Annotated in this window: 16 protein-coding genes and 1 pseudogene; 12 read left to right on the top strand and 5 right to left on the bottom strand. The window is 67.8% G+C overall.

All coding sequences use genetic code 11. The features are described 5' to 3' along the window. Positions 1-391 precede the first annotated feature (391 nt). The 3 genes from O9335_RS10355 to O9335_RS10365 form a co-directional block, all read right to left on the bottom strand. Positions 392-757 carry a response regulator gene (locus O9335_RS10355; protein WP_298387545.1) on the bottom strand — a complete coding sequence of 122 codons (366 nt, stop codon included), beginning with the start codon at positions 755-757 and terminating at the stop codon, positions 392-394. Positions 758-893: 136 nt separating this feature from the next. Further along, entirely contained in the window at positions 894-1,910 is a 1,017-nt protein-coding gene (locus O9335_RS10360; protein ID WP_298387547.1) for an XdhC family protein, read from the bottom strand. 186 nt (positions 1,911-2,096) lie between these two features. Then, positions 2,097-2,831, bottom strand: a complete 735-nt coding sequence (locus O9335_RS10365) for a response regulator transcription factor (protein ID WP_298387550.1) — start codon at positions 2,829-2,831, stop codon at positions 2,097-2,099. A 137-nt stretch (positions 2,832-2,968) separates the two neighbouring features. Here O9335_RS10365 and surE point away from each other — a divergent pair, with 137 nt between their 5' ends. From surE to rlmD, 4 genes are read left to right on the top strand one after another with little or no spacing between them, the layout of a single operon-like run. Next, complete coding sequence (gene surE, locus O9335_RS10370) at positions 2,969-3,712, top strand: 5'/3'-nucleotidase SurE (protein ID WP_298387553.1); 744 nt, start codon at positions 2,969-2,971, stop codon at positions 3,710-3,712. Then, positions 3,709-4,473 (top strand): protein-L-isoaspartate O-methyltransferase, encoded by a 765-nt coding sequence (locus O9335_RS10375; protein ID WP_298387555.1) that lies wholly within the window; start codon positions 3,709-3,711, stop codon positions 4,471-4,473. The genes surE and O9335_RS10375 overlap by 4 nt, the downstream gene beginning before the upstream one ends. A 43-nt stretch (positions 4,474-4,516) precedes the next feature. Continuing rightward, positions 4,517-5,416, top strand: coding sequence for a peptidoglycan DD-metalloendopeptidase family protein (locus tag O9335_RS10380; protein WP_298387557.1), 900 nt, complete (start codon positions 4,517-4,519; stop codon positions 5,414-5,416). 45 nt (positions 5,417-5,461) lie between these two features. Then, positions 5,462-6,814: a 23S rRNA (uracil(1939)-C(5))-methyltransferase RlmD gene (gene rlmD / locus O9335_RS10385; RefSeq protein WP_298387562.1), complete on the top strand. Its 1,353-nt coding sequence runs from the start codon at positions 5,462-5,464 to the stop codon at positions 6,812-6,814. Between the two features lie 43 nt (positions 6,815-6,857). Here rlmD and O9335_RS10390 read toward each other — a convergent pair whose 3' ends face one another. Next, positions 6,858-7,547 carry a Bax inhibitor-1 family protein gene (locus O9335_RS10390; RefSeq protein ID WP_298387565.1) on the bottom strand — a complete coding sequence of 230 codons (690 nt, stop codon included), beginning with the start codon at positions 7,545-7,547 and terminating at the stop codon, positions 6,858-6,860. Positions 7,548-7,800: 253 nt separating this feature from the next. On the opposite strand from O9335_RS10390, the gene carA reads away from it, so the two are divergent. From carA to O9335_RS10410, 4 genes are all read left to right on the top strand, one after another. Beyond that, on the top strand, positions 7,801-8,958 hold the full coding sequence (gene carA, locus O9335_RS10395) for a glutamine-hydrolyzing carbamoyl-phosphate synthase small subunit (RefSeq protein ID WP_298387568.1): 1,158 nt from the start codon (positions 7,801-7,803) through the stop codon (positions 8,956-8,958). 78 nt (positions 8,959-9,036) lie between these two features. After that, a complete protein-coding gene (gene carB, locus O9335_RS10400) occupies positions 9,037-12,315 on the top strand; it encodes a carbamoyl-phosphate synthase large subunit (protein ID WP_298387571.1) in 3,279 nt (1,092 codons plus the stop codon). Positions 12,316-12,387: 72 nt separating this feature from the next. Continuing rightward, positions 12,388-12,867, top strand: a complete 480-nt coding sequence (gene greA, locus O9335_RS10405; RefSeq protein ID WP_298387574.1) for a transcription elongation factor GreA — start codon at positions 12,388-12,390, stop codon at positions 12,865-12,867. After that, a complete protein-coding gene (locus tag O9335_RS10410) occupies positions 12,824-13,318 on the top strand; it encodes a DUF4149 domain-containing protein (protein WP_298387577.1) in 495 nt (164 codons plus the stop codon). The genes greA and O9335_RS10410 overlap by 44 nt, the downstream gene beginning before the upstream one ends. Here O9335_RS10410 and O9335_RS10415 read toward each other — a convergent pair. Then, positions 13,275-13,739 carry a YhbY family RNA-binding protein gene (locus O9335_RS10415; RefSeq protein ID WP_298387580.1) on the bottom strand — a complete coding sequence of 155 codons (465 nt, stop codon included), beginning with the start codon at positions 13,737-13,739 and terminating at the stop codon, positions 13,275-13,277. The two genes, O9335_RS10410 and O9335_RS10415, sit on opposite strands and share 44 nt — an antisense overlap. Positions 13,740-13,759: 20 nt before the next feature. On the opposite strand from O9335_RS10415, the gene O9335_RS10420 reads away from it, so the two are divergent. The 4 genes and pseudogenes from O9335_RS10420 to glmM all read left to right on the top strand — a co-directional run. Then, entirely contained in the window at positions 13,760-14,449 is a 690-nt protein-coding gene (locus O9335_RS10420; RefSeq protein ID WP_298387583.1) for an RlmE family RNA methyltransferase, read from the top strand. A 64-nt stretch (positions 14,450-14,513) separates the two neighbouring features. Then, complete coding sequence (gene ftsH, locus O9335_RS10425) at positions 14,514-16,427, top strand: ATP-dependent zinc metalloprotease FtsH (protein WP_298387586.1); 1,914 nt, start codon at positions 14,514-14,516, stop codon at positions 16,425-16,427. A 68-nt stretch (positions 16,428-16,495) separates the two neighbouring features. After that, positions 16,496-17,356, top strand: coding sequence for a dihydropteroate synthase (folP, locus tag O9335_RS10430; RefSeq protein WP_298387589.1), 861 nt, complete (start codon positions 16,496-16,498; stop codon positions 17,354-17,356). Next, positions 17,353-17,596, top strand: a pseudogene (glmM, locus tag O9335_RS10435) (phosphoglucosamine mutase); the annotation flags it as partial. The gene folP and the pseudogene glmM, both read left to right, overlap by 4 nt.

Genomic DNA, 17,596 nt, shown 5'->3' on the forward strand with positions numbered 1-17,596 from the left:
GGGGGGCCGGTTGGTTGCCGCGGGCCGGGGGGGGGGCCCCCCCGGGCGGGGGGGGGGGGGGGGGGGGGGGGTGGGGGGCGCCCGGGGGGGGGGCCCCCCACCGCCGCCACCACCACCGCAAGCGGCCGTCAGCACGGCGGCGGCCATCGCCAGGCCCAAGCGAGCCCAGGTCAGGGCCCTCAGGCCCAGGTGCGGGTGCTGATCAGGGTAAACGCGGGGGGGGGGGGGGCGACGGCTCACGGGCGGGGTCCTCAGGGCGGGGGTTTCAAAGAAGCGGTGCCAGCCGCCATCAGGACAGCAGCCCGGGCTGGCGCGCGCATTGTTGGCAAGCCGCGCCGCCCGCGGGGCTCGGGGTCATCCCGGGGTTGCAGGGGTGGGTGTGGCGTTAATGTCAGCGCAGCACGCGCTGCACCACGTCCATCAACTCCAGCGGGCTGAAAGGCTTGGTCAGGTAGGCGTCGGCGCCGGCGTCTTTGCCCGCGCTCAAATCAGCGGCCTGGCTTTTGGCCGACAGCATGACCACGCGGGTGTGTCCGAGGTCGGGGTGGGCGCGAATGCGTTTGCACACCTCCACGCCATCCAGGCCGCCGGGCATCACCACGTCCAGCATCACCAAGTCGGGCTTCAGGCGCTCGGCCGCCGCCAGCCCTTCGGCGCCCGAAGCGGCCTCGTGCAGGTCGAAGCGGTCAAACTCCAGGGTCACCCGGATGAGTTCGCGAATTTCGGCTTGATCCTCGACGATGAGTACGGTCTTCATGGTGCGGTGCCAGCGGTAACGGAACCACTTCCCATCATGCCGCAGTGCAACACCGAATGCGCGCGCCCCCGGCCCCGGTGTGGCGAAAGCGCCCTCGGCCCGCGCTGCCGGGCGGGCCCGTCCGACCCTCGGCCGCTCAGTCGCCTTGGGGCGATGCCGTGCCCTGACCCGGTTGCGCGAGCCACTGGCGCCGCGACTGAATGAGGTGGGCGGCGATGGACACCGCGATTTCGGCCGGCGTGCGCGAGCCGATGTTCAGCCCCACCGGGCCGTGCAGGCGCTCGGCGGCGGCCGGGCTCAAGCCCAGGTCCACCAAGCGCGCCCGGCGCCGCGCCGAGGTGCTGGGCGAGCCGATGGCGCCGACGTAAAACGCCGGCGAGGGCAGGGCCTCCAGCAGCGCCAGGTCGTCCACCTTGGGGTCGTGCGAAACGGCGATGACGGCCGTGCGCCCGTCCGGCGGCTGCAGCCGCAGCCAGTCGTCGGGCTGCTCGCGGCTCAGCGGCACGTCGGTCCAGGGCCAGGTGTCGGCGTACTCGGGCCGCGGGTCGCACACGCGAACGTCAAAGTCCAGCGTCAGCAGCAGGCGGGTGAGGTCGCGCCCCAGTTCCGACGCGCCCACCACCAGCGCCCGGTAGTGGGGCCCGAGGGCGGTCCAAAAGCCGCGCTCGTCCTCCTCGACGCCCTGGTCGGCCGCTGAGGCTTCCAGGCGCGAAGCGCCATCGCGCCAGGCCACGTGCCGCCGCACGGTGCGCCGCCGCTCGATGGCGTCCACGGCCTCGGCCACCACCTCGGGCGCCCAATGCGACTCCAGGGCGACGCGCAAGGTGTTGTTGCAGGGCAGTCGGTAGCGGGCCTGTTCGGCCGCTTGGGCGCCAAACACGCGCAACACGGGCGCCGGTTCGCCACCGAACCATCGGCCCTCGCGCACCTCGTGCACGAGGTCGTCTTCGACGCAGCCGCCCGACACCGAGCCCACGACGCATCCGTCGTCCCGGATGGCGGCCATGGAGCCCGGCGGCCGGGGGCTGCCGCCAAAGGTGCTGAGCACGGTGGCCAGCACCACCGAATGCCCTTGCTGCCGCCACGCCAGCGCCTGGCTCAACACCTCGTGGTCGTGGCCAAGCGGGCTGCTGTGGGGGCGGTTGGTCTGCATCGCGCCATTGTGGCGGGCCTTCGGGTCAGCCCGAGGTGGCGTCAATGGCTGTTGTTTTGTACAGTGTATGGAAACACAGGAGTGCCCCATGAACAAACACGATTTCCGCTTGGTCTACCGCCCCGAACCGGAGCGCCTGCCGCGTTGGCTGTCGCGCCTGCTGGTGTGGTTCTGAGCCGCCGCGACCTACACCAAGCCCTGTTTGCTGGCCAGCACGGCCGCCTCGGCCCGGCTGGAAACGTTCAGCTTCTTGTAGATCGACTTGATGTGGTCGTTCACCGTGTACCACTTGATGCCCATCAGGTTGGCGATTTCCTTGATGGTGAAGCCCTTGCTGAGGTAGGTGAGCACCTCGTTTTCCCTCGGCGACAGGCGGATGGTCTCGCCGTGCATCGGGTCCAGCGGCACGGGCCGCGAGGGCGAGCCCATTGAGCCCAGGGCCCAGAAGCCCGAGGCCAAGCCGGTGGCGCCGGGGTCGCTGTTCGAGGTCCGGAAGTGCCCAAGCAGCCGTCGGGCGATGGCCGGCGACAACGGCGGTTGCCCGCGCACGATGCGCTGCAACTCCTCCACCAGCACCTCGAACCGGTCTTCCTTGAGCAAGTAGCCATCGGCGCCGCATTGCAGGGCCGGAAAGAGGTGGTCGTCGTCGGAGTACAGGGTGGTCACCACCTTGAGCAGCGGCGTGCCGGCCAAGGCGGTGAGCAAGTCCATGCCATTGCCGTCGGGCAATTCCAGGTCCACCAGCGCCAGCTTGAAGCCGCCCAGAGGGTCCACGCCATGGGTCTTGAGTTCGCTGCGGGCGCCTTCCAGATCGCCCGCCTCGATGATTTCCAGGTCGTCGCTGAAGCTTTCGCGCACCACCTTGCACAGGAAGCTGCGCGCCACCGGGTTGTCTTCAACGATGAGAACTTTGACCGACATGAGAACCTTGCAGTAACGGCCCGATGCTACCGAAGGGCCTCGCGTCCAGCGCCCCCCGTCCACGGGGCGCGATCGGCGCGCAGTGTCGCCCGGAAGCGGCGCCTCGCCGCGTCAGACGCCTTCCTACAATCCGCAGCATGCGAATCCTCATTGCGAACGACGACGGCTACCTGGCCCCCGGGCTGGCGGCTTTGGTGCAAGCCTGCCAGGGCCTGGGCGAGATCGAGGTCATCGCGCCCGAGCAGAACGCCAGCGGCACGTCCAACTCGCTGTCCTTGCACCGGCCGCTCAACGTGCACCGCGGCGCCAACGGGTTTCGCTTCGTGAACGGCACCCCGTCCGACAGCGTGCACCTGGCCCTGACCGGCCTGCTCGGCGACTGGCGCCCCGACCTGGTGCTGAGCGGCATCAACAACGGCGCCAACATGGGCGACGACACCATTTACTCCGGCACCGTGGCGGCGGCCACCGAGGGCTATTTGTTCGGCATCCCGGCCATTGCGTTTTCGCAGGCCGAGCGCGATTGGCACGAGCTCGATGCCGCGGCCCGCACGGCGCGCAGCATCGTCGAGCAGGTGCTGGTTGGGCCGCTGGACGAGCCGTTCTTGCTCAACGTCAACATCCCCAACCACCCGCATGCCGATCGCTTGCCTCGCGAAATCACCCGCCTGGGGCGACGCCACGCCAACTCGGCCTCGTACTCGCAGGTCAACCCGCGTGGGGAGGTCATTTACTGGATCGGCCCGCCCGGCGACGTGCGCGAAGCCGGCGAGGGCACCGACTTCGGGGCGGTGGCCCAAAGCCGGGTCTCGATCACGCCGCTGCAAGTGGACCTGACCCACCACGCCCACCTGGACCGCTGGCGGCAGCGCTTGGCATGAACCGTGTCCTGCGCCCGCAGCGGCTGGTGAGCCAAGCGGTGTCGGACGCCGCTCGGCTCGTCGCCCCCAGCGGCATCGGCCTGGATTCGCCCGGTGTGCGCCTGCGCATGGTGGAGCGGCTGCGCCGGGGGGGGCGCTTGGACGAGGCGGTGCTGCAGGCCATGGAGCGGGTGCCGCGCCATCGCTTCGTTGACAGCGCGTTGGCCCCACAGGCCTACGAGGACACCGCCCTGCCCATCGGGCATGGGCAAACCATCTCCAAGCCCTCGGTCGTGGCGCGCATGCTCAGCCTGCTGCGCGAGGGGCAGGGCGCCCAGCAGCGCGGTGGCCTGGGCCGCACGCTCGAAATCGGCACCGGCTGCGGCTACCAGGCCGCGGTGTTGGCGGGCTTGGCGTCGGAGTTGGTGTCGGTGGAGCGCATCCTGGCGCTGCACCAAGGCGCGCTGCAGCGCTTGGCGGCCTTGCAGCCGGAACTGGGCTGGGCCCGCACGCCGCGCCTGCTGCACGCCGATGGGCAATCGGTCGACGCCTGGCGAGGGCCTTTCGACAGCATCGTGTCTGCCGCCGGTGGCGATGACATCCCGGCCGCGTGGCTGCAGGCGCTGGCCCCGGGGGGGCGGCTGGTGGCGCCCACACAGCAAGCGGGCGGCGGTCAGGCTCTGACCGTTGTTGACCATGTCCTGAGCGGCGGTCGCAGCGAGTGGGTGCGCCAGACCGTCGAGGGCGTGCACTTCGTTCCCCTAAGATCTGGGCTTGTTTGAACCCGGCGCGAGCCCCCACGCGCTGCAGCCCCCCGAGATGCCCTTGAACGCCTCCGTGTCGCGCCTTTTTGAGCCTGCTCGCGTCCTGCCCCTGGTGGCCCTTCTGGTGTTGGCCGCCTGCGCACCGACCAAGCCCCACCGCGCGCCCGTGGAAGACCGCTCGCCCGCCGTGGCGCCCCCGGCGGCGGCCCCCAAGCCGGTCGACGTCAAACCACCCGCACCCGCCCCTGAGCCGGCCCGCCCAGGGTTCTACACGGTGAAGCCGGGCGACACGCTCATTCGCATCGCCCTCGACCAAGGCCAAAGCTGGCGCGATGTGGCCCGCTGGAATGGGCTGGACAACCCCAACCTGATCGAAGTGGGCCAGGTGCTCCGCGTGCTGCCCCCCGGCGCCACCGACGTGGCCGCCACGCGCCCGGTCGCCCCGGCGCCGGCGGCCGAGAGCCGCCCCCTGGAGCCCGCGCGCAGCGAGGCCAAGCCGGCCACCAATCCCCTGCCCGCGGGCGCGCCGGTGGCCGTGGTGGCGCCCCCCGCGCCGCAGCCCGTCGCCATCGCCCCCGCCGTCGAAGGCGAGCCCGCGTGGGCCTGGCCCGCCAGCGGGGCTGTGACCGCGCCGTTTGACGAAGCCCGCAACATCAAGGGCCTGTCCATCGCCGGCAAGCCGGGCGACCCGGTGTTTGCGGCCGCCGATGGCCGCGTGATGTACGCCGGCTCTGGCCTGCGCGGCTACGGCAACATGGTCATCGTGAAGCACAACGACACCTACCTCACGGCATACGCGCACAACCAGTCGCTGCTGGTCAAAGAGGACCAAGTCGTTAAGCGCGGTCAGCAGATCGCCGAGATGGGCAACACCGACGCGGACGGCGTGAAGTTGCACTTCGAGATCCGTCGCAAGGGCAAGCCGGTCGATCCGGCCCGACTCCTGCCGCCTCGCCCCTAGTCTGCACGGCGCCCCAGGCCCTGGGGCCTTGTTCTAATCCGGGCCATGACAGCACAAGACGAATGGCTCCGCGTCGAATCCATCGACCTGGAGGCTCAAGGCGTGGCGCATCGCGCCGACGGCAAGGTGGTTTTCATCGACGGGGCTTTGCCCGGTGAATGGGTGCAGGCCAGCATCGGCCGGCGCAAAAACAATTGGGAACAGGGCACGCTCACGGCCCTGCGGCACGAGAGCGCCTTGCGCGTGCGCCCGGCATGTCCGCACTTCGGCTTGCACGAGGGCGCCTGCGGCGGCTGCAAGATGCAGCACCTGCACCCGTCGGCCCAGGTGGCCGTCAAGCAGCGGGCCTTGGAAGACAGCCTCAAGCACCTGGCCAAGCTCAGCCCGGAGTGCGTGCTGCGGCCCATGGAGGGCGCGCCCTGGGGCTACCGCAAGCGGGCGCGCCTGTCGGTGCGCTACGTGGCCAAGAAGGGCACGGTGCTGATCGGCTTTCACGAGCGAAAGAGCCGCTACGTGGCCGACATGCAGACCTGCGCGGTCTTGCCTGCGGCCGTCAGCGCGCTGCTGATGCCGCTGCGGGCCCTCGTCGGGGCCATGGACGCCCGCGAGCGCCTGCCCCAGATCGAACTGGCCATGGGGGACGAGGTGACGGCCTTGGTGCTGCGCAACTTGGAGCCGCTGTCGGCGCGGGACCAAGCGCTGCTGCGCGCCTTTGGCGCCGAGCACGGTGTGCAATGGTGGCTGCAGCCCAAGGGCCCCGACAGCGTGCACCTGCTCGACGAGGGGGGGCCGCTGCTGGCCTACCGCCTGCCCGAGTTCGGCATCACCATGCCCTTTCGGCCCACCGACTTCACGCAGGTCAACCACGACATCAACCGCCTGCTGGTCGAGCGCGCCTTGCGGCTCTTGGCCATCCAGCCCGGCGAGCGCGTCATCGATTGGTTTTGCGGCCTGGGCAACTTCACGCTGCCCATCGCCCGACAGGCCGCCCAGGTGCTGGGCTTGGAAGGCAGTGAGGCGCTGGTGGCCCGCTCGCGGGAAAACGCCCGCTTCAACGGCATCGGCAACGCCACCTTCGAGGCGCGCAACTTGTTCGAGATCGCCCCCGCCGATTTGGTTCGCTACGGCGCAGCCGACCGCTGGCTGGTGGACCCGCCGCGCGAGGGCGCTTTCGCCCTGGCCAAGGCCGTGGCCGATGCCGTGCAGGACCCCAGTCAGGCGCCCGGTTGGGTGCCGCCGCGGCGCATCGTGTACGTGAGCTGCAACCCCGCCACCCTGGCGCGCGACGCTGGTGTGCTGGTGCACTTGGGGGGCTACCGGCTGAGCGCGGCGGGCGTGGTGAACATGTTTCCGCACACGGCGCACACCGAAAGCATCGCGGTGTTCGACCGCCCATGAGCAAGGGGCCCCGCGGGGCCCCTTGGTTCGTGAGGGAGTGGGCTTACTCGCGCTCGCCGCCGAAGATGCCCAGCAGCGACAGCAGGCTCTGGAAGATGTTGTACAGGTCCAGGTAGACCGCCAGCGTGGCCGACACGTAGTTGGTTTCGCCGCCGTCCATGATGCGCTTCAGGTCGTACAGCAAGAAGGCGCTGAACAGGCCGAGCATGGCCACGATGATGGTCAGCATCAGAGCGCTGGAGGCCAAAAAGATGTTGGCCACCACGGCGACGAGCAGGATCACGGCGCCGACCGTCAGGAACTTGCCCATGTTGGACAGGTCGCGCTTGATCACCGACGCCAGCATGGCCATCGCGCAGAACACCGCTGCCGTGCCGCCGAAGGCGACGCCGATGAGCGTGCCGCCGTTGGAGAAGCCCAGGATGCGGCCCACCAGACGCGACAGCATCAGGCCCATGAAGAAGGTGAAGCCCAACAACAGGTAAACGCCTGACGCCCGGTTCTTGTTCTTTTCGATGGCCCACATGAAGCCAAAGGACACCCCGAGGAACAGGATCAACGACAGGCCCAGGCCCATGTTGGCCAGGATGCCGGTGGTGACGCCCAGCCAGGCACCGGCCACCGTGGGCAGCAGGGACACGGCAAGCAGCGCGTAGGTGTTGCGCAGCACGCGGTTGCGTTCCGCGGCGTTGAGAGAAACGCCACCGTAGGGGGCGTGCATCGGCTGGTTCATGCCAACACTCCTGACAGAGAGAGTAACGAGACGGTTTGATTCTAGGAATCCTGGTGCAAATGGGGGCGTAGCCTTCGGATTGCAAGGGGTTTGTGCTCGCCGGCCGCGAGGGCGCGAAAGACCGCGCCGGCTATACTCCTCAGGTTTACCCTGAACCAGCGCGCCTCGAACCCAACACCCCTTCGAATCCCCAGCAGAGGCCGCATCGGATGAGGCAGGCGGGGCGCGCTCACAACGGAGCCGCCATTTGTATTTGCTCAATCCTTCCACCGGCGCCGCGCTGCTGGTGCTTGCTGACGGTTCACGCTTTCTCGGTCATGCCATCGGTGCCCAGGGGCGCACGGTGGGCGAGTTGGTGTTCAACACCGCGCTGACCGGCTACCAAGAAATCCTGACCGACCCGAGCTACTGCCGGCAGATCGTCACCCTGACCTACCCGCACATCGGCAATTACGGGGTGTGCCAGGAGGACACCGAGTCCACCCGTGTCCACGCCGCTGGCTTGGTGGTTCGCCAAGTGCCCGCACAGCCCAGCAACTTCCGCAGCCAACAGCGCCTTCAGGATTACCTGGCCGCTGAGGGTTGCGTGGGCATCGCGGGCATCGACACCCGGCGCCTCACCCGCATCCTGCGTCGCACCGGCGCGCAAAACGCGTGCATCCTGGCCTTGGCTCCCGGCGAGGCCGTGACCGATGCTCAATGGTTCGAGGCCCTGGCCGCCGCGCAAGGCGCCCCCAGCATGGCGGGCCAAGACCTGGCCCGCGTGGTCAGCCGCACCGACGAAACCGATTGGACGGAGGGCGAGTGGGCCCTAGGCGAGGGCTTCACGCAGCCGGCACAGCGGCCCTGGCACGTGGTGGCGTACGACTTCGGCGTCAAGCGCAACATCCTGCGCATGCTCACCTCCCGCGGCTGCCGCGTGACGGTGGTGCCGGCGCAAACGCCGGCCGCGCGCGTGCTGGAACTGGCCCCGGACGGGGTGTTTCTGTCCAACGGCCCGGGCGACCCGGAGCCTTGCGACTACGCCATCGCCGCCACGCAAGAGCTCGTGGGGCGCGGCATTCCCACCTTTGGCATTTGCCTGGGCCACCAGATCCTGGCCCTGGCCAGTGGCGCCAAAACTTACAAGATGAAGTTCGGCCACCATGGCGGCAACCACCCGGTGAAGGACCTGGACAGCGGCCGCGTGAGCATCACCAGCCAGAACCACGGCTTCGCGGTGGACGCCGACACCCTGCCGGCCACGCTGCGCGCCACCCACATCAGCCTGTTCGACGGCAGCCTGCAAGGCATCGCCCGCACCGACCAACCCGCCTTCAGCTTCCAGGGCCACCCCGAAGCGAGCCCGGGGCCGCACGACATCGGCACCCTGTTCGATCGTTTCGTTGCCCTGATGGAGAACAACAAATGAACCCCCACGCTCACCTTCGTTCGCTGCCCCCCGAGGGGGCGAGGTACTCCTTTGGGGCGGCCCGGCAGGAGTCCCTGAATGCCTAAGCGCCAAGACCTCCAAAGCATCCTGATCATCGGCGCCGGCCCCATCGTCATTGGGCAGGCCTGCGAGTTCGATTACTCCGGCGCCCAGGCCTGCAAGGCCCTGCGCGAAGAGGGCTACCGCGTCATCCTGGTCAACAGCAACCCGGCGACCATCATGACCGACCCGGAGACGGCCGATGCGACCTACATCGAGCCCATCACCTGGCAGGTGGTCGAGAAGATCATCGCCAAGGAGCGCCCCAACGCCATCCTGCCCACCATGGGTGGCCAAACGGCGCTGAATTGCGCGCTCGACCTGCACCGCGAAGGCGTGTTGGCCAAGTACGGCGTGGAGATGATCGGCGCCAACGAACACGCCATCGAAAAGGCCGAGGACCGCAGCAAGTTCAAAGATGCGATGACCAAGATCGGGCTCGATTCCGCCAAGAGCGGCATCGCGCATTCGCTGGACGAGGCTTGGGCCGTGCAGCGGCGCATCCAGGCGGAAATTGGCGGCGGCGGCTTCCCCATGGTCATCCGCCCCAGCTTCACGCTGGGCGGCAGCGGTGGTGGCATCGCCTACAACCCGGAGGAGTTCGAGGAGATCTGCAAGCGCGGCTTGGACCTGTCCCCCACCAACGAGTTGCTGATCGAAGAGAGCTTGCTGGGTTGGAAAGAGTACGAGATGGAGGTCGTGCGCGACCGTGCTGACAACTGCATCATCGTGTGCTCGATCGAGAACCTGGACCCGATGGGCATCCACACCGGCGACTCGATCACCGTGGCCCCGGCGCAAACGCTGACCGACAAGGAGTACCAGCGCCTGCGCAATGCGTCCATCGCCATCCTGCGCGAGATTGGCGTGGACACCGGCGGCTCCAACGTGCAGTTCTCGATCAACCCGGCCAACGGCCGCATGATCGTCATCGAGATGAACCCGCGCGTGTCGCGCTCGTCCGCCCTGGCGTCCAAAGCCACGGGCTTCCCGATCGCCAAGATCGCCGCCAAGCTGGCCGTGGGCTACACGCTGGACGAGTTGAAGAACGACATCACCGGCGGCGCCACGCCGGCTTCGTTCGAGCCTTCGATCGACTACGTCGTCACCAAGATCCCGCGTTTTGCCTTCGAGAAGTTCCCGATGGCCGACTCGCGCCTGACCACCCAAATGAAGTCGGTGGGCGAGGTGATGGCCATGGGCCGCAGCTTCCAGGAGAGCTTCCAGAAGGCACTGCGTGGGCTGGAAACGGGCATCGACGGCCTGACGCCCAAGAGCAACGACCGCGACGAAATCCTGGAGCAGATTGGCGAGGCCCGGCCCGACCGCATCCTCTACCTGGCCGACGCCTTCCGGGTGGGCATCCCCTTTGGCGACATCCAGCGTGAAACCTCGATCGATCCCTGGTTCTTGCGCGAGATCGCCGAAATCATCGAGGCCGAGCAGCGCTTGGCGGGCCGCACGCTGGTCAGCCTGAGCGCCGCCGAGCTGCGCGCCTACAAGCAGCAGGGCTTCAGCGACAGGCGCTTGGCCGCGTTGCTGGGCACCAACCAGCACGCCGTGCGCGCCCAGCGTCACGCCCTGAATGTGCGACCCGTTTACAAGCGCGTGGACACCTGCGCGGCCGAGTTCGCCACCGAAACCGCCTACCTCTACTCGACCTACGACGAGGAGTGCGAGGCAGAGCCCAGCGACAAGAAGAAGATCATGGTGTTGGGCGGTGGCCCCAATCGCATCGGTCAGGGCATCGAGTTCGACTACTGCTGCGTGCATGCGGCCATGGCGATGCGCGAAGACGGGTACGAGACCATCATGGTCAATTGCAACCCGGAAACCGTTTCGACCGACTACGACACCAGCGACCGCCTGTACTTCGAGCCCGTCACGCTGGAGGACGTGCTGGAGATCGTCGACAAAGAAAAGCCCGCCGGCGTCATCGTGCAGTACGGCGGTCAGACGCCCCTCAAGCTCGCCTTGGACTTGGAGCGCGCCGGCGTGCCCATCATCGGCACCAGCCCCGACAGCATCGACGTGGCCGAAGACCGCGAGCGCTTCCAACAGTTGCTTCACGCGCTGGGCCTGAAGCAGCCGCCCAACCGCACCGCGCGCACGGAAGACGCCGCGCTGCAACTGGCCAACGAGATCGGCTACCCCCTGGTGGTGCGCCCCAGCTACGTGCTGGGCGGCCGCGCGATGGAAATCGTGCATGGCGACAAAGACCTGGAGCGCTACATGCGCGAAGCGGTGCGCGTGTCCGACAAGAGCCCCGTGTTGCTGGACCGCTTCCTGGAGGACGCGGTCGAGGTGGACGTCGACTGCATCAGCGACGGCAGCGCCAGTGACGATGGCGTGCTGATCGGCGGCATCATGGAACACATCGAGGCCGCCGGCATCCACAGCGGCGACTCGGCCTGCTCGCTGCCGCCCTACACCTTGGCGGCCGACTTGCAGGACGAGTTGCGTCGCCAGACGGCAGCCATGGCCAAGGCGCTGAAGGTGGTGGGCCTGATGAACGTGCAGTTCGCCATCACCGGCGACGTGACGCGGGGCCTCGCGGCCTGCACCGTCTATGTGCTCGAGGTGAACCCGCGCGCCTCGCGCACCGTGCCTTTCGTCAGCAAGGCCACGGGTCAGCAGCTGGCCAAGATCGCGGCTCGCTGCATGGCGGGCGTGAAGCTCAAGGACCAGCGCAGCCTGGGCGGCCTGCCGCCGCGGGAAATCACGCCGCCGTACTACAGCGTCAAAGAAGCGGTGTTTCCCTTCAACAAGTTCCCGGGCGTGGACCCCATCTTGAGCCCGGAAATGCGCTCCACCGGCGAGGTGATGGGGGCCGCCAAGACCTTCGGCGAGGCCATGCTCAAGAGCCAGATCGGCGCCGGCTCCCGTCTGCCGCGCAGCGGCAACGTGTTGTTCACCGTGAAGAACGCCGACAAGGCGCGCGCGGTGGCTTGCGCGAAGGACTTGCATGCGCTGGGCTTCGGCGTCTACGCCACGCGCGGCACGGCCGACGCCATCGAGGCCGCCGGCGTGCCGGTCAAACGCATCAACAAGATCAAGGAAGGGCGCCCGAACATCGCCGACGCGATCAAGGGCGGTGAAATCCAGCTGGTGTTCACCACCGTGGACGAAACCCGCACCGCCATCGCCGACAGCCGCTACATCCGCCAGGCCGCCTTGGCCGCCCGCGTGACCTACTACACCACCATGGCCGGCTGCGAGGCCGCGGTGGAGGGCATGAAGCACCAAGACGGCCTGCTGGTTCGGGCTTTGCAGGAACTCCACGCCGAGCTGGCCTAAACTCAGGCCCAACACCATCCACGCCGCCGCCCCGGCCCGCCGGGGCGGCGGCTTGCTTTTGACCGAACGCCCATGAGCACCAAGATCCCACTCACCGTCCGCGGCGCCGAGAAGCTGCGCGAAGAACTCCAGCGCCTCAAGCACGTGGAGCGCCCGGCCGTCATCCAGGCCATTGCCGAAGCCCGCGCCCAGGGTGACTTGAGCGAAAACGCCGAGTACGACGCGGCCAAGGACAAACAAGGCTTCATCGAGGGCCGCATCCAGGAGATCGAGGGCAAGCTGTCAGCCGCCCAAATCATCGACCCCACCACCCTGGACGCCGGCGGGAAGGTGGTGTTTGGCGCCACCGTCGACCTCTCCGACGATAGCAACGGCCAGGAAGTGACCTACCAAATCGTGGGCGACGATGAGGCCGACCTGAAGGAGGGCAAGATCTCGATCAGCTCGCCCATCGCCCGGGCGCTGATCGGCAAGGAAGCCGGCGACGTGGCCGAAGTGCAGGCCCCGGGTGGCGTGCGCGCCTACGAAATCGTCGAGGTGCGCTACGAATAAGCTGGCCAGCCTGCTGGCCGCGGCTTGGCTGGGGCAGTTGTTGGCGGTGGCCTTGATGGCCGCCCCCAACGCCTTTGCCACCTTGGCGAGGCCCGAGGCCGGCGCCTACGTCGGCCGGTTGTTCCTGTTGGATGCGCGCACCAGCCTGGTGCTGGGCGTGCTGTTGCTGCTGATCGAGCAGCGCCGTCAGCGCGAAGCCCACCCGGAGCGCCTGCGCTTCGGGGCGCGCCTGTGCTGGCCTATCGCGGCGCTGTTCTTCACCGTGCTGGGGTTTGATGGCCTCCGGCCCGCCATGGAGGCGGCTCGCGCAGGCCAGGGGCCGGCCTCATTCGCGCTGTTGCACGGCCTGTCGATGGCCTGCTTTGCGGCCAAGATCGCCTGCGTGGCGGCCTTGGCCTGGGCGAGTCTTACTTCTTCGAGCTCTTCTGGCGCGGCGCCTTCGCGCGCTTGACCAGGCCACCGGGCGTGACGCGCTCGTTGCCCAGCAGCCGAACCTTCTTCACCTGAGGGCGGCGGTTGGCGCTCTTGGCGGCGGTGACGATCTTGACGATGCGGGGTCCCGGCTTGGCATCGTCGCGCTCGGTCTTGGTCTTTTCCGGCATGGGGCGCCAGATCACGAACAGCTTGCCGATGTGCTGCACCGGCGCGGCATCCAGATCGTGGCAGAGCTGCACGAAAGCGGCGTCGCGGGTGGCGCGGTCGTCGATCATGGCGCGCACCTTGATCAAGCCGTGGGCGTTGAGCGCCGCGTGGGCCTCCTTGGTGACGGCGCCGGTCAGGCCGTCGCCCCCGATCATCACCACGGGTTCCAGGTGGTGCGCCTGAGCGCGCAGCTCGCGCCGCTGGGCGCTCGTCAAGGTCAATGCAGTCATTGCGGGATTATCGTTGGGGCATGAAGGTTCAAACCAAGAGCAAGAAGGTCAACAAAGCGTGGTTGAACGACCACGTCACGGACCCCTACGTCCGTTTGGCCCAAAAGGAAGGCTATCGCTCGCGGGCGGCCTACAAGTTGAAGGAAATCGACGAGGCCATGCACCTCATCAAGCCAGGCCAGGTGGTGGTGGACCTGGGTGCGGCGCCCGGCGCCTGGAGCCAGTACCTGCGCCGCAAGTTCGCCCCCAAGGCGGTGGGGCAGGGCGGTGCGGCGGTGGGGGCCTTGGACGGGCGCATCGTGGCGCTGGACTTGCTGGACTTTGAGCCCATCGAAGGCGTGCAGTTCATCCAGGGCGACTTTCGCGAGCAGGCGGTGGCCGACGAACTGGCGGCCTCGCTGGACGGGGCCGCGGTGGATGTGGTGGTGTCCGACATGGCCCCCAACCTCTCCGGCATTGGCGCCGCCGACGCGGCTCGGGTCGAGCACCTGGTCGAGCTGGCGATCGAGTTTTGCACCCAACACCTCAAACCCGAGGGCAGCTTGGTGTGCAAGGTGTTCCACGGCAGTGGATACGACGCTTTGGTGAAACGATTCCAGGCGGCTTTTCAAACCGTCAAGCCCCTGAAACCCAAGGCCAGTCGCGACCGTTCGTCGGAAACCTTTCTCATCGGGCGGCGATTGCGTCTTGGGGGTCGTTCGGGGGCTTGAACTCCCTAGAATCGACCGCATCTCCGGCATCTCCCCTCGGACCGGGGTTTGGAAGGATTGCGTTGTGAATAACCCGTGGTTTTCGAAAATCGCCGTTTGGGCGGCGCTGTTGTTGGCGCTGTTCATGGTCTTCAAGACCTTCAACCAAGCGGCCACGCGTGGGGACACCATCATCTACTCGGACTTCTTGAAGCAGGTTCGCTCGGGCGAGATCGTCAGCGTGCAGATTCAAGAAGGCCCTGGCAACGTGGAGATCACTGGCAAGACGGCCAGCGGCGGTACCGTGCGCACCGTGGGCATGGCGCGCGATCTGGGCCTCGCGGGCGACCTGCTGCAGAGCAAGGTGCAGGTCGAGGTCAAGCCTCGCGAAGAGCAGTCGCTGTTGATGACCATCCTCATCAGCTGGGGGCCGATGTTGCTGCTGGTGGGCATTTGGGTGTACTACATGCGCCAGATGCAAGGCGGCGGCAAGGGTGGGGCGTTCAGCTTCGGCAAGAGCAAGGCCCGGATGTTGGACGAAAACAACAACAGTACGACCTTTGCTGACGTGGCGGGCTGCGACGAGGCCAAGGAAGAGGTCAAGGAATTGGTCGACTTCCTCAAGGACCCGCAGAAGTTCCAAAAGTTGGGCGGTCGCATCCCGCGCGGCGTCTTGCTGGTCGGCCCCCCAGGCACCGGCAAAACGTTGCTGGCCAAGGCCATCGCCGGCGAGGCCAAGGTGCCCTTCTTCACCATCTCGGGCTCCGACTTCGTGGAGATGTTCGTCGGCGTGGGCGCGGCCCGGGTTCGCGACATGTTCGAACAAGCCAAGAAGAACGCGCCCTGCATCATCTTCATCGACGAAATCGACGCCGTGGGTCGCCATCGCGGCGCCGGCTTGGGCGGTGGCAACGACGAACGCGAGCAGACGCTGAACCAGATGCTGGTCGAGATGGACGGCTTCGAGACCAACCTGGGGGTGATCGTGATGGCGGCCACCAACCGGCCCGACATCCTCGACCCGGCCCTGTTGCGCCCGGGCCGCTTCGACCGTCAGGTGTACGTCACGCTGCCCGACATCCGCGGCCGCGAACAAATCCTCAACGTGCACATGCGCAAGGTGCCCCTGGGCGGCGATGTGAAGGCCGAGGTCATCGCACGCGGCACGCCGGGCTTTTCGGGGGCCGATTTGGCCAACCTCGTCAACGAGGCCGCCTTGTTTGCCGCCCGCCGCAGCGCCCGCATCGTCGAGATGATCGACTTCGAACGGGCCAAGGACAAGATCATCATGGGCGCCGAACGCCGCTCGATGGTCATGGACGAGGAAGAGCGCCGCAACACGGCCTACCACGAGGCCGGGCACGCGCTGATCGGCCGTTTGCTGCCCAAGCTGGACCCGGTCCACAAGGTCACCATCATCCCGCGTGGCCGTGCGCTGGGCGTTACCGTTTCGTTGCCTGAAAAGGACCGCTACAGCACCGACAAGATTCGCATGCTGAGTACCCTGTCCATGCTCTTCGGCGGTCGCATTGCCGAAGAGGTGTTCATGGGCCAGATGACCACGGGCGCCAGCAACGACTTCGAGCGCGCCACCGCCATCGCTCGCGACATGGTGATGCGCTACGGCATGACCGACAGCCTGGGGCCGATGGTCTACGCCGAGAACGAGGGCGAGGTCTTCTTGGGCCGTTCGGTCACGCAGACCAAGAACATCTCTGAAGACACCATGCGCAAGGTCGATGCGGAGGTGCGCCGCATCATCGACGAGCAGTACGCCATCGCGCGCAAGCTCATCGAAGAGCACGCCGACAAGATGCACGCCATGGCCAAGGCCTTGCTCGATTGGGAAACCATCGACGGCGAGCAGATCGACGACATCATGTCCGGCCGGCCACCCCGTCCCCCAAAGGAAAGCAGCGGGGGCTCGGGCCCGTCGTCCGATGCGCCCAGCGGGGGCAGCGCGGTGAGCGATGCCGGGGCCAGCACGGCCACCGCCTGACCCGACCGATTCGCCATCGTTCACCATGCAAGGGCCCTCCGGGGCCCTTGTTGTTCACGGAGCGTCTTGTGCACTGGACCACCGCCCGTTTCACGTTGGACCTGAGCGAGCCCCGGGTCATGGGCATCGTCAACCTCACGCCGGACTCGTTTTCCGATGGCGGGGCTTGGGGCGATGCGCGCGCCGCCCTCCACCACGCCGAGTGTTTGTTGCGCGAGGGTGCCGAGGTGTTGGACTTGGGCGCCGAATCGAGCCGACCTGGGGCGCCGCGTGTGGACGCCGACACGGAATGGGAGCGCCTGGCGCCGGTGTTGCGCGAGGCGGTGCGCATGGGCGTGCCTGTTTCTGTCGACACCTGCAAGCCGGCGGTGATGCGCCGCGCGATGGATGTTGGGGCTGACGCGATCAACGACATTCAGGCCTTGCAGGCCCCGGGGGCTCTCGAGGCCGTGGCGGCCTATCCGCAGGTGGGCGTTTGTTTGATGCACATGCGGGGCGACCCCGGCAGCATGCAGCAGCTCACGGCGTACGACGACGTGGTGGGCGAGGTGCGAGCCGCGCTGGAGCATGTGGCCCATCGCGCGCAAGCAGCGGGCGTGGCCGCCGATCGGATCGTGCTTGACCCCGGGTTTGGCTTTGCCAAGACGCCGGCGCAGAACCTGACTTTGCATGCGGCCTTGCCGCGCTTGCTGGACTTGGGCTTTCCCGTGCTGGCGGGTTGGTCGCGCAAGTCGACCCTCGGTTGGGTGACCGGGCGCCCCGTCGGCGAGCGCTTGGCGGCCAGCCTGGCGGCGGCTTTGTCTGCCGCGGTCGCCGGCGCCCGGCTGCTGCGCGTGCACGACGTGGCGGCCACGGTGGACGCGCTGCGGGTGTGGAGGGCTGCGGGACAATGGCCGGCACAAGCAACCCCAGGGAACTCCAAGAGATGAGCAAGCGTCAATACTTCGGCACCGATGGCATCCGCGGCACGGTGGGCCGCCCCCCGATCACGGCCGATTTCGCCCTGCGTTTGGGCCAAGCCGTGGGCCAAGTGCTGCGCCGTGCCGCCCCGGGCCGTCACCCCACCGTGCTGATTGGCAAGGACACGCGCATTTCGGGCTACATGCTGGAATCCGCCCTGGAGGCGGGCTTGGTCTCGGTCGGCGTCAACGTCCTGCTCACGGGGCCCC

The sequence above is a fragment of the Inhella sp. genome (genome assembly GCF_027532025.1).
Lineage (GTDB): Bacteria > Pseudomonadota > Gammaproteobacteria > Burkholderiales > Burkholderiaceae_C > Inhella.